14 protein-coding genes are annotated in these 18,731 nt (G+C 68.3%); 6 read left to right on the plus strand and 8 right to left on the minus strand.

Going from position 1 to position 18,731, the window contains the following annotated elements; genetic code table 11:
- The first annotated feature begins 3 nt into the window (after positions 1-3).
- The 3 genes from E9232_RS11390 (at position 4) to E9232_RS11400 (ending at position 2,165) form a co-directional block, all read left to right on the plus strand.
- A complete protein-coding gene (locus tag E9232_RS11390) occupies positions 4-432 on the plus strand; it encodes an RbsD/FucU family protein (RefSeq protein ID WP_309794056.1) in 429 nt (142 codons plus the stop codon).
- Positions 433-531: 99 nt separating this feature from the next.
- Positions 532-1,110: a TetR/AcrR family transcriptional regulator gene (locus E9232_RS11395; RefSeq protein WP_309794058.1), complete on the plus strand. Its 579-nt coding sequence runs from the start codon at positions 532-534 to the stop codon at positions 1,108-1,110.
- 86 nt (positions 1,111-1,196) lie between these two features.
- Entirely contained in the window at positions 1,197-2,165 is a 969-nt protein-coding gene (locus E9232_RS11400; protein ID WP_309794060.1) for a quinone oxidoreductase family protein, read from the plus strand.
- 245 nt (positions 2,166-2,410) lie between these two features.
- On the opposite strand, the gene E9232_RS11405 is transcribed toward E9232_RS11400, so the two are convergent.
- The 3 genes from E9232_RS11405 to E9232_RS11415 form a co-directional block, all read right to left on the minus strand.
- Entirely contained in the window at positions 2,411-3,877 is a 1,467-nt protein-coding gene (locus E9232_RS11405; protein WP_309794062.1) for an NAD-dependent succinate-semialdehyde dehydrogenase, read from the minus strand.
- 208 nt (positions 3,878-4,085) lie between these two features.
- Complete coding sequence (gene gabT / locus E9232_RS11410; RefSeq protein ID WP_309794063.1) at positions 4,086-5,366, minus strand: 4-aminobutyrate--2-oxoglutarate transaminase; 1,281 nt, start codon at positions 5,364-5,366, stop codon at positions 4,086-4,088.
- A gap of 119 nt (positions 5,367-5,485) precedes the next feature.
- Positions 5,486-6,403 carry a LysR family transcriptional regulator gene (locus tag E9232_RS11415; RefSeq protein WP_309794065.1) on the minus strand — a complete coding sequence of 306 codons (918 nt, stop codon included), beginning with the start codon at positions 6,401-6,403 and terminating at the stop codon, positions 5,486-5,488.
- A gap of 199 nt (positions 6,404-6,602) precedes the next feature.
- On the opposite strand from E9232_RS11415, the gene E9232_RS11420 reads away from it, so the two are divergent.
- The 3 genes from E9232_RS11420 (at position 6,603) to E9232_RS11430 (ending at position 12,830) form a co-directional block, all read left to right on the plus strand.
- The gene (locus E9232_RS11420) at positions 6,603-8,795 is read left to right on the plus strand and encodes a calcium-binding protein (RefSeq protein WP_309794067.1); all 2,193 of its coding nucleotides are present in this window, start codon (positions 6,603-6,605) and stop codon (positions 8,793-8,795) included.
- Positions 8,796-8,979: 184 nt separating this feature from the next.
- Entirely contained in the window at positions 8,980-11,538 is a 2,559-nt protein-coding gene (locus tag E9232_RS11425; RefSeq protein WP_309794069.1) for a calcium-binding protein, read from the plus strand.
- Between the two features lie 128 nt (positions 11,539-11,666).
- The gene (locus tag E9232_RS11430) at positions 11,667-12,830 is read left to right on the plus strand and encodes an MFS transporter (RefSeq protein ID WP_309794070.1); all 1,164 of its coding nucleotides are present in this window, start codon (positions 11,667-11,669) and stop codon (positions 12,828-12,830) included.
- A 2-nt stretch (positions 12,831-12,832) separates the two neighbouring features.
- Here E9232_RS11430 and E9232_RS11435 read toward each other — a convergent pair whose 3' ends face one another.
- From E9232_RS11435 to osmF, 5 genes are all read right to left on the minus strand, one after another.
- Positions 12,833-14,155, minus strand: coding sequence for a glycosyltransferase (locus tag E9232_RS11435; protein WP_309794072.1), 1,323 nt, complete (start codon positions 14,153-14,155; stop codon positions 12,833-12,835).
- Between the two features lie 150 nt (positions 14,156-14,305).
- On the minus strand, positions 14,306-15,088 hold the full coding sequence (locus tag E9232_RS11440; RefSeq protein ID WP_309794073.1) for an ABC transporter permease: 783 nt from the start codon (positions 15,086-15,088) through the stop codon (positions 14,306-14,308).
- The gene (locus E9232_RS11445) at positions 15,085-16,008 is read right to left on the minus strand and encodes an ABC transporter ATP-binding protein (protein ID WP_309794075.1); all 924 of its coding nucleotides are present in this window, start codon (positions 16,006-16,008) and stop codon (positions 15,085-15,087) included. Before E9232_RS11445 ends, E9232_RS11440 begins: the two co-directional genes overlap by 4 nt.
- The gene (locus tag E9232_RS11450) at positions 16,005-17,168 is read right to left on the minus strand and encodes an ABC transporter permease (RefSeq protein WP_309794076.1); all 1,164 of its coding nucleotides are present in this window, start codon (positions 17,166-17,168) and stop codon (positions 16,005-16,007) included. Before E9232_RS11450 ends, E9232_RS11445 begins: the two co-directional genes overlap by 4 nt.
- Before the next feature lie 208 nt (positions 17,169-17,376).
- Complete coding sequence (osmF, locus tag E9232_RS11455) at positions 17,377-18,318, minus strand: glycine betaine ABC transporter substrate-binding protein OsmF (RefSeq protein WP_309794078.1); 942 nt, start codon at positions 18,316-18,318, stop codon at positions 17,377-17,379.
- Between the last annotated feature and the right edge of the window lie 413 nt (positions 18,319-18,731).

Genomic DNA, 18,731 nt, shown 5'->3' on the forward strand with positions numbered 1-18,731 from the left:
CCCATGCTGATCGGAATCGACCCCATTCTGGGGCCAGACATCCTGCACGGCCTGCGCGCCATGGGGCATGGCGACGAACTGGTGATCGCCGATGGCAGCTTCCCGGCCGAGACCGTGGCCCGGCGGCTGGTGCGGATGGAGGCGGCGGACCTCAAGAGCATGCTGCGGGCGGTGCTGAGCGTGCTGCCGATCGACGACTCCGAGCCCGACCCGGTGCTGGGCATGGAGGTGATCGGCAACCCGACGGAGGTGATGCCGGCCCACACCCTGATCCGCGACGCGCTGGGCCGGGTCGCGGGCGGGCACCGGCTGACGCTGCTGGAGCGCTTCGCCTTCTACGACCGGGCCAAGCAGGCCTCGCTGGTGATCGCCACCGGCGAGCGGCTGTTCTACGGCAACGTCATCATCCGCAAGGGCACCGTGGCAGCCTGATACGCCATTCGCGCCGCAGCCCCGTCGCCGGTCGCGATGGGGCTGCGTTTTTTGGATTCAGATCTGGACAGATCGATCCGGAACAACCATCTTCGGCTTATGGCAAGACCCAAGGAATTCGATCGCGAGACGGTGCTGCTGCAGGCCATCAAGGTCTTCTCCGACCATGGCTATGAGGGCACCTCGACCGACGCGCTGCTGCACGCCATGGGGATCAGCCGGCAAAGCCTGTACGACACCTTCGGCGACAAGCGGCGGCTCTATCTCGAGGCGCTCCAGCACTACAATGCGGGCAGCGTCACGGAGATCCTGCGCAGCCTGAACACCGGTGCCTCGCCGCTGCAGGGGCTGGAGGCGGCGCTGGTCGCCTTCGCCTCCCGCCCGGCGGCCGAGGCCCCGCTGGGCTGCATGGGCGTCGGCGCGGTCTGCGAATTCGGCCGCTCCGACCCCGAGATTACCCTGCTGGTCGAGGCTTCGGGGCGGGTGCTGCTGACCGCGTTCGAACGCCTGGTCGCCGACGCCAAGGCGGCGGGCGAGGTCGGCGCCGATGTCGACGGGCGGGCGGCGGCGCAGTTCCTCACCGCCACCCTGTCCGGCATCAAGATCGCCGCCCGCGGCGGCGCCTCGCCGGCGGTCCTCCACGACATCGCCCGGATGGCCATCCGCAGCCTGCGATAGGCGCAACGGCGGAAGGCCGGCCGGTTCTGCTTGCTTGATTATAGACTGATCTATCCAGAATAGACATCACCACAAGGATCGGAACCATGAAAGCCATCGTGATCGAAGCCCATGGCGGGCCAGAGCAACTCCGGCTGCAGGACCGCCCGTCGCCCCGGCCGGGCCCCGGCGAGGTGCTGGTCGACATCGCCGCCGCCGGCGTCAACTACATGGATGTCGGCACCCGCGTGGGTTTCCTCAGCCGGGTCGTGGCCCTGCCCCTGACGCCGGGCGTCGAAGGCGCCGGCCGGATCGCGGCGGTGGGGGACGGCGTCACCGACCTGCACGTCGGCGACCGCGTCGCCTGGTACTACGCCTGGGGCAGCTATGCCACGCAGGTCGTCGCCCCTGCGGCGGCGATGGTGCCGCTGCCGGATGACATCGACTTCGAGACCGCGGCCGCCCTGATGATGCAGGGGCTGACGGCCAGCCATTTCGTGTCCGAAACCTATGCCGTCAAGCCGGGCGACACGGCGCTGGTGCATGCCGCCGCCGGCGGGGTCGGCCTGATGCTGACGCAGATGATCAAGCGGCTCGGCGGCCGGGTCATCGGGGTGGTGTCCAGCGCCGACAAGGTCGGGATCGCCCAGGCGGCCGGGGCCGACCAGGTCATCGTCTCCACCCCCGGCGAATTCGCGGCGGAGGTGCTGCGCCTGACCGGCGGCGAGGGGGTGCATGTCGCCTATGACGGCGCCGGCGCGGACACCTTCTGGGGGTCGATCGCCGCGCTGCGCCACCACGGCGTGCTGGCCTATTACGGGCTGCTGATCAAGCACCTGCCGCCGATCGACATCACCCATCTGCCGAAGAGCGTGCTGGTCAGCTACCCCGTCGTCCTCGACCATGTCCGGACGCGCGAGGCGCTGCTGGCCCGGTCGAACCGGCTGTTCGACTGGGTCCGCGACGGCAGCCTCAAGCTCCGCATCGGCGGGCGCTATCCGCTGGCCGACGCCGTCGGCGCCCATCGGGACCTCGAATCCCGCCGTACCACCGGTAAGCTGCTGCTGCTGCCATAGCGGCTGCCGGGCCGGGGATCGGCGCCCTCTCAAGATCGGAGAGAGGGGCCTTACCCAATCCCCCAACTGTCATTGCCCAGCTTGACCGGGCAATCCAGGGGCCATCAAGAGCGGTTCTGGCCGGCCCTGGATGCCACGGTCAAGCCGCGGCATGACAGCTGAAGCTGCGGGCTCTCTCATCAATCGGACATCGCTGGGTCAAACCGGGCAATGACAGTCAGATGAGAGCCGGGAAGCGACAGCCCTCAGGCAGCCATGCCGGCCAGCAGGACGTACTTCATCTCCACGAACTCCTCGATGCCGTGGTGCGAGCCTTCGCGGCCGAGGCCGGATTCCTTGACCCCGCCGAACGGCGCGACCTCGGTGGCGACGACGCCGGCATTGACGCCGACGATGCCGTAATCCAGCGCCTCCGCCACCCGGAACACCCGGCCCAGGTCGCGGGCGTAGAAATAGGCGGCCAGGCCGAAGGGCGTGGCATTGGCCTGGGCCACCACATCCGTCTCGTCGCGGAAGCGGTAGATCGGCGCCAGCGGGCCGAAGGTCTCCTCCTGCGTCACCACCATCTCGGTGGTGGCGCCGGACAACACCGTCGGCTCGAAGAAGGTGCGGCCCAGCGCGTGGCGGTGGCCGCCGGTCACGACGGTGGCGCCCTTGGCGGTGGCATCGGCGATGTGGCGCTCGATCTTCTCCACCGCTTCCATGGTGATCAGCGGGCCCTGGACGACGCCGGGCTCGGTGCCGTTGCCGACCGGCATCGCCTTGACCTTGGCGGCGAAGCGGGCGACGAAATCGTCATACACCGCGTCCTGGACGTAGATCCGGTTGGCGCAGACGCAGGTCTGGCCCATGTTGCGGAACTTCGAGGCCAGCGCGCCTTCGACCGCCGCGTCGATGTCGGCGTCGTCGAACACGATGAAGGGCGCGTTGCCGCCCAGCTCCAGCCCGACCTTCTTCACCGTGTCGGCGGCCTGGCGCATCAGCAGCTTGCCGATCTCGGTCGACCCGGTGAAGCCGACGAACTTCACGGCCGGGTGGCCGGTCAGCACCTTGCCGATCTTCGGCGCGTCGCCGGTGATGACGTTCAGCACGCCGGCCGGCACGCCGGCGCGCACCGCCAGCTCGGCCAGGGCCAGGGCGGTCAGCGGCGTCTCCGGCGCCGGCTTGATCACGGCGGTGCAGCCGGCGGCCAGCGCTGGCGAGACTTTGCGGGTGATCATTGCCGCCGGGAAGTTCCACGGCGTGATCGCCGCGACCACGCCGATCGGCTGGCGCAGCACCAGGATGCGGGCATCGGCGCGGTGGCTCGGGATGGTCTCGCCGTAGATGCGCTTGGCCTCCTCGGCATAGAACTCGACGAAGGAGGCGGCGTAGTCGACCTCGCCGCGCGCCTCGGCCAGCGGCTTGCCCTGCTCGCTGGTCATGATCAGGGCGATGTCCTCGCGGTTCGCGATGATCAGGTCGAACCAGCGGCGCAGGATGAGGGACCGCTCCTTGGCAGTCTTCTTGGCCCAGGGGCCGAAGGCGGTCTCGGCCGCCTCGACGGCGTCGGTGGTCTCGCGCTCGGCGAAGCGGGGCACGCGGCCCAGGGTCTCGCCGGTGGCGGGGTTGACGACGGGGTCGACGGCCTCGCCGATCCAGGCGCCATCGACCAGGCACTGGCTCTTCAGCAGGGTCGGGTCGTTCAGGGACAATGTGGTCACGGTCGACATGGGGACCTCACGGGGTCACGGAACAGGATGGCGCCGGTTGGGGCGCACTTGGTGTCAGGGTCTGTGCCGCTGCTTTTTGCTCTGTCATCCTCGGGCTTGACCCGAGGATCCAGGGGCCATCGAGAGCGGCGCTTCGTGGCCCCTGGATTGCCCACCTTGGACTTGATCCGAGGGCAAGCCGGGCAATGACGGTGAAAAGAGAGAAGGCTCAGCCCGCCGCCAGGGCCGTCTCCAGCACATCCAGCCCTTCGTCGACGATGGCGTCGCTGGCGGTCAGCGGCACCAGGATGCGGATGACGTTGGCGTTGACGCCGCAGGACAGCAGCACCAGGCCGTTCTCATAGGCCTTCTGGGTCACCCGCTTGGTGGCCTCGGCATCCGCATCATTGGTGCCGCGCGACTTGACGATCTCGAAGGCGACCATGCCGCCCAGGCCGCGGATCGACGCGATCGGGAGCAGGTCGTTGCGCCGCGACAGCGTCTCCAGCCGCGCCTTGATCCGGGCGCCGATGGCGTTGGACCGGTCCAGCAGCTTCTCTTCCTTGAACACCTCCAGCACCGCCAGCGCCGCGGCGCAGGACAGCGGGTTGCCGGCATAGGTGCCGCCCAGCCCGCCCGGGTCGGCCGCGTCCATGATCGGCGCCCGGCCGATCACGCCGGACAGCGGGAAGCCGCCGGCCAGGCTCTTGGCGACGCAGATCAGGTCGACCTCGACGTCGTAATGCTCCATCGCGAACATCTTGCCGGTGCGGCCGAAGCCGGTCTGGACCTCGTCGGCGATCAGCACGATGCCGTGCTCGTCGCAGATCCGGCGCAGCGCGCGCATCAGCTCGGGCGGCACCTCGTAGAAGCCGCCTTCGCCCTGCACCGGCTCGAGGATGATCGCGGCGACGCGCGACGGGTCGACATCGGCCTTGAACAGGAAGCCCAGGTGCCGCAGCGAATCCTCGACCGAGACGCCGTGATGGGCGACCGGGAACGGCACGTGCCAGACATCCGGCAGGGTGGGGCCGAGGCCCTTCTTATAGGGCACGACCTTGCCGGTCATGGCCGAGGCCAGGATGGTGCGGCCGTGGAAGGCGCCGGTGAAGGCGATGACGCCGGACCGGCCGGTGGCGGCGCGGGCGATCTTGATCGCGTTCTCGGTCGCCTCGGCGCCGGTGGTCAGGAAGATCGACTTCAGCGGGCCGGAGATCGGGGCCAGCGCGTTCAGCTTCTCGGCCAGTTCGATATACGGCTCGTACATCAGCACCTGGAAGCAGGTGTGGGTGAAGTTCTCCATCTGCGCCTTGACCGCGGCGATCACCTTGGGGTGGCAATGCCCGGTGTTGACCACGGCGATGCCGCCGGCGAAGTCGACATAGCGCTTGCCCTCGACGTCCCAGACCTCCGAGTTCAGCGCGCGGGCGGCGGAAATCGGCGTGGTGTGCCCGACCCCGCGGACGATTGCGGCGTTGCGGCGGGTGAGAAGCTCGGCATTGGTGGTCATGCGTGTCCTCGAATCTGGGGCTCAGGTCCGGACCGCGTCCCGGGATCGGGCGGTCCCATACAGAGTCGGTGCGGCAGGGCGGCTGCACAATCGCCTAGTTTGAACCCATCCGGTGTCTTTTAAGCACCGATCTCCTTCGGCGTGCCGAACAGCTCGCGCAGCCACTGCCGCAGCAGCACCAGATCGGCATCGTCCCAGCGCGCCGCCGCGGCCAGGAAGTGATAGCCGCCCAGGCGGATGTCGGAGGGCACGACCTCGACCAGCGCCCCGGTGGCGACATCCTCGCCGGCCAGCACCGCATTGGCCAGGGCCACGCCCTGGCCCAGCCGCGCCGCCTCGATCGCCAGATGGGCGTGCCACAGCCGCGGCCCCCGCAGCGGCGGCACCTCGGTCACCCCGGCCCGGCTCAGCCAGCGCTCCCACTGCTCGGTGGATTCCTCGTGGATCAACGGCAGGCGCAGCAGGTCGGCCGGCGCCGCCACTTCGGGATAGCGGGCGCGGAAGGCGGCGCTGGCCACCGGGAAGACGCGGGGGCTGGACAAGAGCTCGGCCCGCACCCCGTCAGCCGGCTCGGCCCGCTCGAGATAGATGATCTCGGCATCGGCGCCGTCGGGGCCCAGCCCGGCGCGGGAAAAATCCGGCCGGGTCAGGGTCGGCAGCAGGGTGATCTCCTGCTCCGGCAGGCGGGCCTCCAGCTCCGGCAGGCGCGGCAGCACCCGGCGGGAGGCAACGCCGGGCGCGCACCAGATGGTCAGGGTCCGGCGCCGGGCCGCGGACAGCTCGGCGGTGGCGCGCTCGATCAGGTCCAGCGCCTGGGCGACCTGGGCCAGGAAGCGCGTGCCCTCGGGCGTCAGCGTCAGGCCGCGGCCGGCGGGGCGCAGCAGCCGGGCGCCGATGCGCTGCTCCAGGTTGCGGACATGGCGCGACACCACGGTGTGGCTGACCGCCAGCTCCTCCCCGGCGGCACGCACGCTGCCGAGCCGGCCGACGGCCTCGAAGGCACGGAGCGCGACAAGCGGGGGAAGGCGGCGGGCCATGGCGGTCTCGGGGCAGCGATCGACAGCGCGCGAGCCTAGCACGGGCGGGGATGCGGGGTCGGAGAGACCGTGTGAATTTCGCGCGAATGCGCCGAATCCGCATTGCCGAGCGTGATCGGACGATGGCTAAGATGATGGGAACGAATGCCGCAGGCTGGGACAACATCGGCCGGGGCATCGTGACCAGAAGGGGGAAATCATGGCGGTGTTCAGGGGCACGGCGGCGGCCGACCGGATTTTGGGCGGCGCCGAGGCGGACCAGATCCTCGGGCTGGAGGGCAATGACCGGCTCTACGGCATGGCCGGGAATGACGTGCTGTATGGGGGCGCCGGCGACGACGCCATGGTCGGCGGCGCGGGCGACGACACCTATGACGTCGATTCCACCGGCGATGTCGCGGCCGAACTGCCCAACGAGGGCATCGACCGGGTGCGGGCCTCGGTCAGCCACCATCTCGGTGCGAACATCGAGATCCTGATCCTGACCGGCTCGGCAGACCTTGTCGGCGCCGGCAACGCGCTGGACAACACCATCGTTGGGAATGCCGGGGCCAACACCCTGGCCGGCGCTGCTGGCGACGATGTGCTGATCGGGGGCGCCGGGAACGATGTCTACGATGTGGATTCGGCCGGTGACCAGGCGGTAGAGCGCGCCGGCGAGGGTCACGACCGGGTGCGGGCCTCGGTCAGCTTTATCTTGGGCGCCAATGTCGAGGAACTGGACCTGGGCGGCACGGCCGGCATCAATGGGACCGGCAATGGGCTGGCCAATCGGATCGTCGGGAATGCCGGGGCGAACCTGCTCGACGGTGGGGCCGGTGCGGATGTTCTGATCGGCGGCGGCGGCGATGACATCTACTTGGTGGATTCCGCCGGCGACCAGGTGGTCGAGGCCGGAGGGCAGGGGACGGATCTGGTTCGCGCCTGGGTCAGCTATGCGCTGGCAGGCAACGTCGAAATCCTGATGCTGATGGGCGTCGGCAACATCGGCGGCATCGGCAACGCTCAGGACAACACGATCTTCGGGAACGCCGGCGCCAATGCGCTGGATGGCGGCGCCGGGGATGATGTGCTGATCGGAGGGGCGGGCAACGACACCTACTACCTCGATTCGGCCAACGATCAGGTTGTCGAGGCCGCGGGTGGCGGGGCTGACCGGGTTTTCACCTCGGTCAGCCATGTCCTAGGCGCCAATGTCGAGGCGCTGACACTGACGGGCTTCGCCAACCTCAGCGGTACCGGCAACGCGCTGGACAACACCATCATCGGCAATGCCAGGGCGAACGCGCTGGATGGCGGCGCCGGCGATGATGTGCTGACCGGCGGCTCCGGGAACGACGTCTACACGGTAGACTCGGTCGGCGACAGGGTCGTCGAAGCGGCCGGTGAAGGCGTCGACCAAGTGCAGGCGTCGGTCAGCTACCGTCTCGGCGCCAATATCGAGACCTTGATCCTGATCGGCATTGCCGACATCAACGGGGTCGGCAACGATCTGGCCAACGCCATCACCGGCAATGCCGGGGCGAACGTGCTGAATGGCGGTGCCGGCGACGACACGCTGATCGGCGGTGCCGGGGACGACATCTATATCGTCGATTCCAGCCAGGATCGTGTGATCGAGACGGCCAATGGGGGAGTCGACTGGATTCGCTGTACAGGAGACTACGAGCTGGGAGACAATGAAGAAAATCTAATGTTGATCGACAATATGGTAATCACTTTGCTAACTGGAAATAGCTTGGATAATATTATTGTCGGAAATTCTGGATTTGATTGGATGCATGGCGGCGCCGGAAACGACACCCTGATTGGAAATGCCGGCCGCGATATACTCCGCGGTGAAAGCGGAAACGACATCATGCTCGGCGGGGCCGGTGACGATCAATATGATGTGGAGTCGACAGGTGATCTAGTGAAGGAGTTGGCTGGCGAGGGAATCGATCTCGTTCATTCCTACGTCAATTATAAACTCACAGATAACGTTGAAAATTTAAGTCTGGAAGGCTATGAGAATATCAGAGGGACCGGAAATGCATTGGACAACGATATAGTTGGCAACTCTCGCAATAACATTCTTTGTGGAAGTGGCGGTGCCGATCGTCTCACGGGCGACAGCGGTACTGACTGGTTTCTATTTGTTAGCACCTCTGACGGGCTGGATACCATAACCGATTTCAACAGATCTGAGGGAGACAAGCTAGTTTTCCATGGCTTACAACATGGCACTTTTGCCTATATCGGAGGGTCGGCATTCACTGCCGGGGGGCACAGCGAGGCACGGTTCGCGGGCGGACAGGTGTTCGTCGACACCGATGGCGATGGCACTGCCGAAATCACCGTCAACGTTACCGGGAACTATTACCTTCAGGCCTCGGATTTCGTGTTCTCCTGAAGCCGAGGTCGCGTAGGCGCATGAGCCTCCCGGGCGGCCAGCCTGAGAGATGGGCTGCGACCCGATGTGAATTTCCTCGAACGCGTCGTGTCCGGGGTTGCGGAGCGCGGACTAGGTTGAATCAGGCGCCGAATGGCCGAGGGAACATCGGCCGGGCGCGCCACGAATGGGGAAGGGGGGCATCATGGCGATATTCAGAGGCACGGCGGCGGCCGACCGGATTTTGGGCGGCGCCGAGGCGGACCAGATCCTCGGGCTGGAGGGCAATGACCGGCTCTACGGCATGGCCGGGAACGACGTGATCTATGGCGGCCCTGGCGACGACGGCATGGTCGGCGGGGCGGGCGACGACACCTATGACGTCGATTCCACCGGCGATGTCGCGGCCGAGTTGCCCGGCGAGGGCATAGACCGGGTGCGGGCCTCGGTCAGCCACCATCTCGGTGCCAACATCGAGATCCTGATCCTGACCGGGACGGCGGACCTGTTCGGCATCGGCAACGCCCTGGACAACACCATCGTTGGCAACGCCGGGGCCAACACCCTGGCCGGCGGTGCCGGCGACGACGTGCTGATCGGGGGCGGCGGCAACGACGTCTACGAAGTGGATTCGACCCGGGACCGGGTGGTGGAGGCGGCGGGCGAGGGCGACGACCGGGTGCGGTCCTCGGCCAGCTACGCCCTCGACGCCAACATCGAGACCCTGATGCTGACCGGGACGGCGGACCTCAACGGCTTCGGCAATGCGCTCGACAACACCATCGTTGGTACGGGCGGGGCCAATGTGCTGAACGGTGGTGCTGGCAATGACCTGCTGATCGGAGGTGCCGGCAACGATGTCTACGACGTGAATTCGTACGATGACGTGGTGGTCGAGCGTGCTGGCGAGGGCTATGACCGGGTGCGGGCTTCGGGCGGCTATCAACTCGGCGCCAATGTCGAGGAACTGAACCTGATGGGCAACGCCGACACCAACGGTTCGGGCAACGCGCTGGACAACACTATTGTCGGCAATGTCGCGGCCAATCTCCTGAGCGGCGAAGGCGGCAATGATGTGCTCATCGGTGCCGGCGGAGACGACCAGCTCAGCGGCAATGCCGGCAAGGACTCGCTTTTCGGCGGGGACGGCAACGACACCCTTTACGGTGACGAGGGAGATGACGTCCTGCGCGGCGAGGCCGGTGCGGATCGTCTGGTCGGCGGGGTCGGAAATGACATAATGGCTGGCGGCGCCGGCGATGATGTCTACGATCTGGTCGCCCCGGGCGATATCATCGTCGAGGCTGCGGGGGGCGGTATCGACGAGGTGATCGTCGGTTACGACTATACTCTCGGCGCCGAACTCGAAAATCTGACGCTGACGCAGTATGTGCGCGGAATCGGCAATGCGCTGAACAATGTCATGCGGGGCGGCACCTATCTCGACGGCGGGGCCGGGGATGACACGCTGATCGGTGCCGACACCTATGTCGTGGATTCCGTCGGCGATGTGGTCATTCACGAAAACAGCGGCTTTGCCAGCGGCACCATCAGGGCATCCGTCAGCTACACTCTGCCGGATTACGTCAAGACCCTGATCCTCACCGGCTCCGGCAATATCAACGGTACGGGCAATGCCCTTGATAACCAGATCTTCGGAAATGCGGGATTGAACATCCTGAATGGCGGTGCGGGCGACGATACGATCAACGTGAAGCCCGGGGATATTGTGGCCGGTGAATCGTACATCGGCGGTGCCGGTTGGGATGAACTATACGTGCCGTTCAGCTTCGGGCCCCTCGACGCTTCCGGCCCAGTGGATTTTACGCAGGTCTCGCTGTCCGGCATCGAGGTTCTTGGGCTGAATTTTCAGAGCGCGACCCTGACGTCGGCCCAGCTCGATGTGTTCAAGAGCCTGGATTCCATGTTTACGATTTCCATCGCGAATGGCGGAGTCGTGAACCTGTCCGATGCGATTTCGGTGGTGGTCAGCCAGTTCCAGCTGTCCGATAGCGGCAACATCCTCATCCTCCCGGGTGGGAGCGCCATGTTCACCACCACTGTCAAAGGCGGCGCGGGCAATGACGTGGTCATTTCCACTGCAGACAGAGGAGGGTTCTACGGCCAGGGCGGTGACGATGTGCTAAGTGGAACCGGCACCGCGGAGCACTGGTTCGACGGCGGGACCGGAAACGATCGCATGACCGGTGGAAGCGGCGACGATCACTATGAGGTCGACTCGTCGGGCGATCGGGTGGTCGAACTCGGGGGCGGTGGAAATGACGAAGTCTATTCCGCCGCAAGCTTCACCCTAGGCGACAACATCGAGACCCTGGTGCTGACGGGAAACCTGGCGATCAACGCTGTGGGCAGCGCGCAGAACAACCTGATCGTCGGAAACGATGCGGCCAACACCCTCCGCGGTGCAGCCGGCGATGACACACTCGCGGGGCGCGGCGGTGCCGACATTCTGATTGGCGGTACGGGGGCCGACCTCTTCGACCTCCGGGACGGAAACGGGGACACTGTGGTGGATTTCAGCCATGCCCAGGGCGACAAGCTTGCCTTCGTGTGGAGCGGGAGCACCTCCTACCTCGGAGGTGGGGCATTCACGGCCGAGGGCAATAGCGAAGTCCGGTTCGCCGCCGGACAACTGTTTGTGGATCAGAATGGTGACGGCGTCTCAGACCTCACGATCAACATGACAGGGATCACCTCTGCATCTCAGCTGCAGGCGTCCGACTTCACCTTCCTGGGGTTCTGAACGACAGGCGGGGTGAGCGGTCTCGTTCCCCCGCATTTCCCGAATGCTGCATTGCAGCATTCGTATGACAATTCGTCATCCTCATCGCGCATTCTGAGGCGGTATCCCGTCACCCGGATTCCGCCTCCATGCCGCTGCCGCTCTTTGCCCTGGCCGTTGCCGCGTTCGGCATCGGCACCACCGAATTCGTCATCATGGGGCTGCTGCCCGACGTGGCGCGCGACCTCGGCGTCTCGATCCCGGCGGCCGGCATGCTGGTCTCGGGCTATGCGCTCAGCGTCACCATCGGCGCGCCGATCGTCGCCATCCTCACCGCGAAGCTGCCGCGCAAGCTCACGCTGATCGGGCTGATGGGCGTGTTCATCCTCGGCAACCTGCTCTGCGCCCTGGCGCCCAGCTACTGGACCCTGATGGCGGCGCGGGTGCTGACCGCGCTGTGCCACGGCGCCTTCTTCGGCATCGGCGCCGTCGTCGCCGCCAACCTGGTGCCGCGGCACCAGCGGTCGCGCGCCATCGCGCTGATGTTCTCCGGCCTCACTTTGGCCAATGTGCTGGGCGTGCCCTTCGGCACCTGGCTGGGCCATGCCGCCGGCTGGCGCGCCACCTTCGCCGCCATCGTGCCGATCGGCATCGCCGCCGCCGTCGCCATCGCCGCGGTGCTGCCGCGTGACCGCGAGGCGCCGCCGGCCAGCCTGCTCAGCGAATTCTCGGTGCTGCGCAAGCCGCAGGTGCTGCTGGCCATGGCGCTCAGCATCCTGTCCTCGGTCAGCCTGTTCAGCATCTTCACCTACATCACCCCGATCCTGGAGACCGTGTCGGGCCTGACGCCGCAGGGCGTCACCACCGCGCTGCTGCTGTTCGGCGTCGGCATCACCGTCGGCAACCTGTTCGGCGGCCGGCTGGCCGACTGGAAGCTGATGCCGGCGGTGATGGCCAGCCTGGCGGCGCTGGCCGTGATCTGCACCGTGTTCGGCCTGGCCGCGCCGATGATGGTGCCGGCGGTGGCCGCCATGGTGCTGTGGGGCGTGGTCCAGTTCAGCCTCGGCGCGCCGCTGCAGACCCGGGTGGTCGATCAGGCGCATGAGGCGCCGAACCTGGCCTCGACCCTGAACCAGGGCGCCTTCAACCTCGGCAATGCCGGCGGCGCGTCGCTGGGCGGCGCCGCGATCGCCGCCGGCATGCCCTATGGCCAGCTGCCCTATATCGGCGCCGCGGTGGCGGTGGTGGGGCTCGGCGTCGCCGTGCTGTCCTACGCCATGGAGCGGCGCAGCCGGGCCCCTGTCCTGGCTTAAGCTTAAGCCGCCGAGCGCGAGGAGCGGGCGCGCGGGCGGACGATGCGCACGCTACCCTCGACCAGGCGCAGCACCTCGGCCTCGGTGTCGATGCGGGCGAACTCCGCGGCTAGGCGCCGGGCGTGGTCGCGGTGGCGCGCCCCGTCCAGCACCGTCCGCACCGCGGCCCGCAGCGCCTCCGGCGTCGGATTGTTGGTGGCGAGGTTGATGCCGGCGCCGGACCAGGCGATGCGGGCGTTGATCTCGGTCTTGTCCTCGGTCATGCCGGCCGCGACCAGGGGAACCCCCGCCTTCAGCGCCAGGTTGACGGTGCCGTAGCCGCCATTGGTCACGATGACGTCGACCCGCGGCAGCAGCCGGTCGAACGGCAGGTAGGTGGCGGTGCGGGCATTGGCCGGGATCGGGCCGGGGATCGACGACAGCGGCGCGCCGCCCGTGGTCGCCAGCACCAGCACATCCGGCTCGTTGGCCAGCCCGGCCAGGGTCGGGCCGATCAGCTGGCCGAGGTCGTAATTGGCCAGCGTCCCCTGGGTCACCAGCACCACACGGCGCCGGCCGTCGAGGTCGCCGATCCAGTCCGGGTCCGGCGCGCGGGAGGGCGACAGCGGCAGGGTGCCGATGAAGCGTACGGTCGGCGGCAAGGTGCGGCGGGGGTATTCGAAGCCGGGCACCGTGGTCTGCAGGAACACGTCCGGCACGCTCGCCACCGTGTCGAAATAGGGCAGGGTGGTCGCAGGAATGCCCTGTTCCGCCAGCCGGCGGTCGAGCCGGGCCTTCAGCGGGTCCAGGCAGGCGGCGTCAACCGCGGCGCGGATGGCGCGGTACTCGTCGCGCTGCGCATCGGTCTCGGCCGGCGGCAGGCCCGGGCCGTGCGGTGCCCCGTCGTCGCGCTCGGTGAACAGGAAATGCGGGCAGCTGTAGAGGATCGCCGGCCGCGGGCCGGGGCCGAGCAGCAGCGGGATGGTGCCGTGGAACATGGCGTCGGAGACGATGATGTCGGCCGGGAACTCCGCCAAAATCTGCCGCAGCCCCGCCACCTGCTGCGGCAGCGGCTCGATCAGGAAGTCGCCGACCTGGGCCTCGACCAGGCGCGGCCCGGGCGGGATCGCCCGGTGGCCGGGGTGCACGGCGAACATGTCGCGGGAATCGAAATCGGCGCCGGGCAGCAGCGGCACGAAGGACGCCCCGCTGGCCTCGACGGTGTCGCGCAGGAAGCTGCCGGTCGTCACCACCACCTCATGGCCGCGGGCCATCAGGATGCGGCCGATGGCCAGCACCGGGTTCAGATGCCCAACGAAGGGCGGTGCGGAGATCAGGACTTTCATCGGCGGGATCCTCTGCAGCCGCCCTCGCCGGCGGGCCGGAGCCTGGGGCGAGAGCCGATGCTGCACCCTAGGGGCGCGCGGATTGCCGAACGATGTCAGGGATTTGAAGATGGGCTACGGCCGTAACTGCCGCCTCGTGGCCAGACCGTCTCAGGCCCGTTTCCAGCTTTGCAGCGCCTGGGTCAGGCGGCCGAGGGCGAGGTCGACCAGCACCGCCAGGGTGCCGACCACCAGCGCGCCCTGGATGACATAGGCCAGGTTGTTGCCGTTCAGCCCGACGATGATCGGCGTGCCCAGGGTGCGGGCGCCGACGGTCGAGGCGATGGCGGCGGTGCCGATGTTGATGGTGACCGAGGTGCGGATGCCGGCCATGATCACGGGCGCCGCCAGCGGCAGCTCGACCGAGACCAGCCGCCGGGTCGCGCCCATGCCCATGCCCTCGGCCGCCTCGAGCGCCGCGGGCGACACCTGCTCCAGCCCGGCGATGGTGTTCTCCAGCACCGGCAGCAGCCCGTACAGCGACAGCGCGATCAGCGCCGGCCAGGCGCCGAAGCCCAGCAGCGGCACCGCGATCGCCAGCACTGCCACCGGCGGGAAGGTCTGGCCCATGGTGGTCACGGTCTCGACCAGGCCGCGGAACTCGGCGCCGGCCGGGCGGGTGACGAAGATGCCGGCGGCCACGGCGACCACGATGGCGATGGCGCTCGACGCCCCGACCAGCACGACGTGGGCCACCACCAGCGCCGGGAAGCTGTCGGCCTCGTAGAGCGGGCGCTCGAGCTGCGGGAACCAGGCGGCGAAGATCGGCTTGGCCCAGGGCAGGCCGAACACCAGCACGGCGAAGCCGAGGGCGAGCCACAGCAGCGGGTCGCGCCAGGGCCGCCAGCCCGGCCGCGGCGGCGCCAGGGCGGCAGGCGGGGCGGCCAGGGTCACTTCCGCACCAGGTCGTCGAGATGCAGCGCGCCCAGCGGCTGGCCATCGGCCGCGGTCACCGGCGCCCGCTCCGCGCCGCGCGCCACCAGGATCGACAGGGCGGTGCGCAGCGACGCCTCGGCGGCGATCGGCGCGCCCTCGGCGGTCTCGCCGGGATGGACCCGCTGGGCCACGGTCTCGATCGACAGCAACTTCAGGCCCAAATCGTCGCGGCCGATGAAGTCGCGCACGAAGTCGTTGGCCGGCGCGCTCAGGATCTCGCGCGGGGTGCCCAGCTGGATCAGCCGGCCATGGTCGAGGATGGCGATCTGGCTGGCCAGCCGCAGCGCCTCGTCCATGTCATGGGTGACGAAGACGATGGTCTTGCCGGTCTCGCGGTGGATCCGCGCCATCTCGGCCTGCAGCGTGTCGCGGGTGATCGGGTCCAGCGCGCCGAACGGCTCGTCCATCAGCAGCACCTCGGGGTCGGCCGCCAGGGCGCGGGCGACGCCGACCCGCTGCTGCTGCCCGCCGGACAGCTGGTGCGGGTACTTCTCGGCGAAGCGGGGGTCGAGCTGCAGCAGGTCGAGCAGCGCCCGCACCCGGTCGTCGACCTTCTGCTTCGGCCAGCCCAGCAGGGCCGGCACTGCGGCAATGTTGCGGGCCACGGTCCAGTGCGGGAACAGGCCGATCGACTGGATGGCGTAGCCCATGCGCCGGCGCAGGGTCTCGACCGGGATCTGGGTCACGTCCTCGCCATTGACCCGGATGGTGCCGCTGGTGTGCGGGATCAGCCGGTTGATCATCTTCAGGCTGGTCGACTTGCCCGAGCCGGAGGACCCGATCAGGGCGCAGAACGCACCCTTCGGGATGGTCAGGGTCAGGTCCTCGACCGCGGCGTAGCTGTCGAAGATCTTGCTGACATGGTCGAACTCGATCACGCGGCTCTCCCCGGCGAAGACGGTGTCTGCAGGGCGGCGACCAGGATGCGGAACAGCGCATCGACCAGCACCGCCATCAGGATGATCGGCAGGGCGCCGAGCAGGACGAGGTCGAGGGCGTTGGCGAACAGCCCCTGGAACATGATGGCGCCCAGCCCGCCGGCGCCGATCAGCGCCGCCACCGCGGCCAGGCCGATCGACTGGATCAGGGTGATGCGCAGGCCCGACAGGAACACCGGCAGGGCCAGCGGCGCCTCGACCTTGCGGAAGATCTGCCGCCTGGTCATGCCGATGCCGCGGGCGGCGTCGATCACTCCGGCATCGACCTGGTCCAGCCCGGCCGTGGTGTTGCGGGCGATCGGCAGCAGCGAATACAGGCACAGCGCGATCACCGCCGGGGCGGTGCCGACGCCGCTGATGCCCAGCCACGGCAGGGCGGCGGACAGCGCCGACAGGGGGGCGATCAGCAGGCCGAACAGGGCGATCGACGGCACCGTCTGGATGATGCCGAGGATCGAGAAGATCGGCGCGCGGGCGGCATCCGAACGGTGGGCGGTGATGCCCAGCGGGATGCCGATCAACAGTGTCGGCAGCAGCGCCATGCCGACCAGCACCAGGTGGCGCAGCACCTGCGGGCCGAACACGCCGTGCTGCTGCACGTATTCTTTCATCAGCGACAGCTGGTCCAGCGCGCCGCCGGCGATCAGCGCCGCCACCGGCAGGGCCAGCAGCAAAGCGGGGCCGAGCCGGGCGAGCGGCGGCAGCCTCAGCCGGCGGCTGGCATCGGCTGCGGCCAGCAGGGCGGTCAGCGCCAGCAGCCAGAAGCCGGCGCCGAGCGAGGTGCGGGCGGAGGAACGGGCGCCGACGGCCAGCAGATCGGCCTGGGCGCCGGCCAGCCACAGCAGGCCGATGGCGATGCCGATGCCGATCAGCATCTGCGCCACCAGCGCCGCGCGACGCGGCGGCACCAGGGCGCCGGCCAGCAGCAGCGCTGCGGCGGCGACCACCAGCGGCCCCCAGGGCCCGGCGAGGTCCAGCGCGGCGATCGGCCGGCCGGACAAGAGGCGGTTGGGGGCGTTGGTCAGCAGCGGCAGCGCCAGCACCCCGGCCAGCGCGACCACGCCCAGCACCAGCAGCACCCGGTTGCGGATGACGGTCATGGCGGTCCCCATCCTGAGGGGCCGCTGCTGTTCGAGTCCCCCCTCCCCCTGCGGGAGGGGGATAGGGGGAGGGGGTTGCCGCAGCCCGAGCCGGCCGACGATGGCGTGACGGCGCGAACCCCCTCCCCCTGGCCCCCTCCCACGAGGGGAGGGGGGACTAGGGAAGGAGCTGGCGTGGTGGGCACCGGCCTTTCCGTCCCGGACCGTCTTACTTCACGAAGCCCTTGGACTTCAGGTACTCCGCAGCCACCGCCTGCGGGTCCTCGCCATCGACGGCGATCTTGCCGTTCAGCTCCTGCAGGGTCTTGAGGTCGAGCGAGGCGAAGACCGGGGCCAGCGCGTCCTTGATCTTCGGGTTCTTGGCCAGGCTGTCGGCGCGGATGGTCGCCGCCGGCTCATAGACGATCTGGGCGCCCTTGCTGTCGTCCAGCACCACCAGGCCCACCGAGGAGATGGCGCCGTCGGTGCCGTACACCATGGCGGTGTTGACGCCGGAGGTCTGCTCCGCCGCGGCGCGGATGGTCGCGGCGGTGTCGCCGCCGGCCAGGGTGACGATCTGGTCCTGCTTCAGCTTGAAGCCGTAGGTCGACTGGAACGACGGTAGGGCCGCCGGGCTTTCGACGAATTCGGCCGAGGCGGCCAGCTTGACCCCGCCGCCGCCATTCACCCATTTGGAGAAATCCTCGAGCGTCTTCAGCTTGTTGCTGTCGGCCACCTCCTGGCGCACCGCCAGGGCCCAGGTGTTGTTGGCCGGCGACGGGGTCAGCCAGATGATCTTGTTCTGGGCCTCGTCCAGCTGCTTGACCTTGTCGTAGCCGGCGGCGCCGTTCTTCCAGGCCGGATCGGTGTCGATGTTGAAGAAGAAGGCGCCGTTGCCGGTGTATTCCGGATAGACGTCGATCTCGCCGGCCAGCAGGGCGCTGCGCACGATCTTGGTGGTGCCCAGCTGCAGCTTGTTCTCGGTGGCGATGCCGTTGGCGTCCAGCACCTGCAGGATGATGCTGCCCAGCAGCCGGCCCTCGGTGTCGATCTTCGAGCCGACGCGGACCGCATCGGCCGCCATGGCGCCGGACGCGCCCAGCAGCCCGGCGCCGATCGCGGCGCCCAGTGCGGCCGTTTGGAGGATGCGCTTGAACGGACGGGTGGTCATGACGCTGTGCCTTCTCTGTTCGGCCCGGGCGGGATGGGGAGGCGGTGCCGCCTCTTCACCAATATCCCACAGGCTGGCTGGTTCCGATGCGGCGAGCCAGCAGATTAAATGACGCTTCGTTGGCGTCAATTGAGGATTAAAAATCGCGCAGATTTTGTGGAAATGGGGTGGGAAGGGCCGGCGCGGGGGCACCATCGCCCGCTTCGCCGTCGGGCAGCCTTTCGCGTCGCCGCTCCTGCGTGGCGGGACCTTTCGGAATTCCCAACACCGTCATTGCGAGCGTAGTGAAGCAATCCATCGGGCCGCTCATGCGGCCCGATGGATTGCTTCGTCGGCTTCGCCTCCTCGCAATTGTCTGTTGGAAAGAGGGTAGAAAGGATCATTCCGCGAGAGCGGGATGCCCCGGTCCGGGT

The sequence above is a fragment of the Inquilinus ginsengisoli genome, from assembly GCF_031453975.1.
GTDB lineage: Bacteria > Pseudomonadota > Alphaproteobacteria > DSM-16000 > Inquilinaceae > Inquilinus > Inquilinus ginsengisoli_A.

What these genes read in the sequence shown, in the direction of transcription:
- gabT (WP_309794063.1), bottom strand. Translation starts at nt 5,366, where the DNA reads ATGACCACCAATGCCGAGCTTCTCACCCGCCGCAACGCCGCAATCGTC.
- E9232_RS11400 (WP_309794060.1), top strand. Translation starts at nt 1,197, where the DNA reads ATGAAAGCCATCGTGATCGAAGCCCATGGCGGGCCAGAGCAACTCCGG.
- E9232_RS11405 (WP_309794062.1), bottom strand. Translation starts at nt 3,877, where the DNA reads ATGTCGACCGTGACCACATTGTCCCTGAACGACCCGACCCTGCTGAAG.
- E9232_RS11420 (WP_309794067.1), top strand. Translation starts at nt 6,603, where the DNA reads ATGGCGGTGTTCAGGGGCACGGCGGCGGCCGACCGGATTTTGGGCGGC.
- E9232_RS11450 (WP_309794076.1), bottom strand. Translation starts at nt 17,168, where the DNA reads ATGACCGTCATCCGCAACCGGGTGCTGCTGGTGCTGGGCGTGGTCGCG.
- E9232_RS11425 (WP_309794069.1), top strand. Translation starts at nt 8,980, where the DNA reads ATGGCGATATTCAGAGGCACGGCGGCGGCCGACCGGATTTTGGGCGGC.
- E9232_RS11430 (WP_309794070.1), top strand. Translation starts at nt 11,667, where the DNA reads ATGCCGCTGCCGCTCTTTGCCCTGGCCGTTGCCGCGTTCGGCATCGGC.
- E9232_RS11415 (WP_309794065.1), bottom strand. Translation starts at nt 6,403, where the DNA reads ATGGCCCGCCGCCTTCCCCCGCTTGTCGCGCTCCGTGCCTTCGAGGCC.
- osmF (WP_309794078.1), bottom strand. Translation starts at nt 18,318, where the DNA reads ATGACCACCCGTCCGTTCAAGCGCATCCTCCAAACGGCCGCACTGGGC.
- E9232_RS11395 (WP_309794058.1), top strand. Translation starts at nt 532, where the DNA reads ATGGCAAGACCCAAGGAATTCGATCGCGAGACGGTGCTGCTGCAGGCC.
- E9232_RS11435 (WP_309794072.1), bottom strand. Translation starts at nt 14,155, where the DNA reads ATGAAAGTCCTGATCTCCGCACCGCCCTTCGTTGGGCATCTGAACCCG.
- E9232_RS11390 (WP_309794056.1), top strand. Translation starts at nt 4, where the DNA reads ATGCTGATCGGAATCGACCCCATTCTGGGGCCAGACATCCTGCACGGC.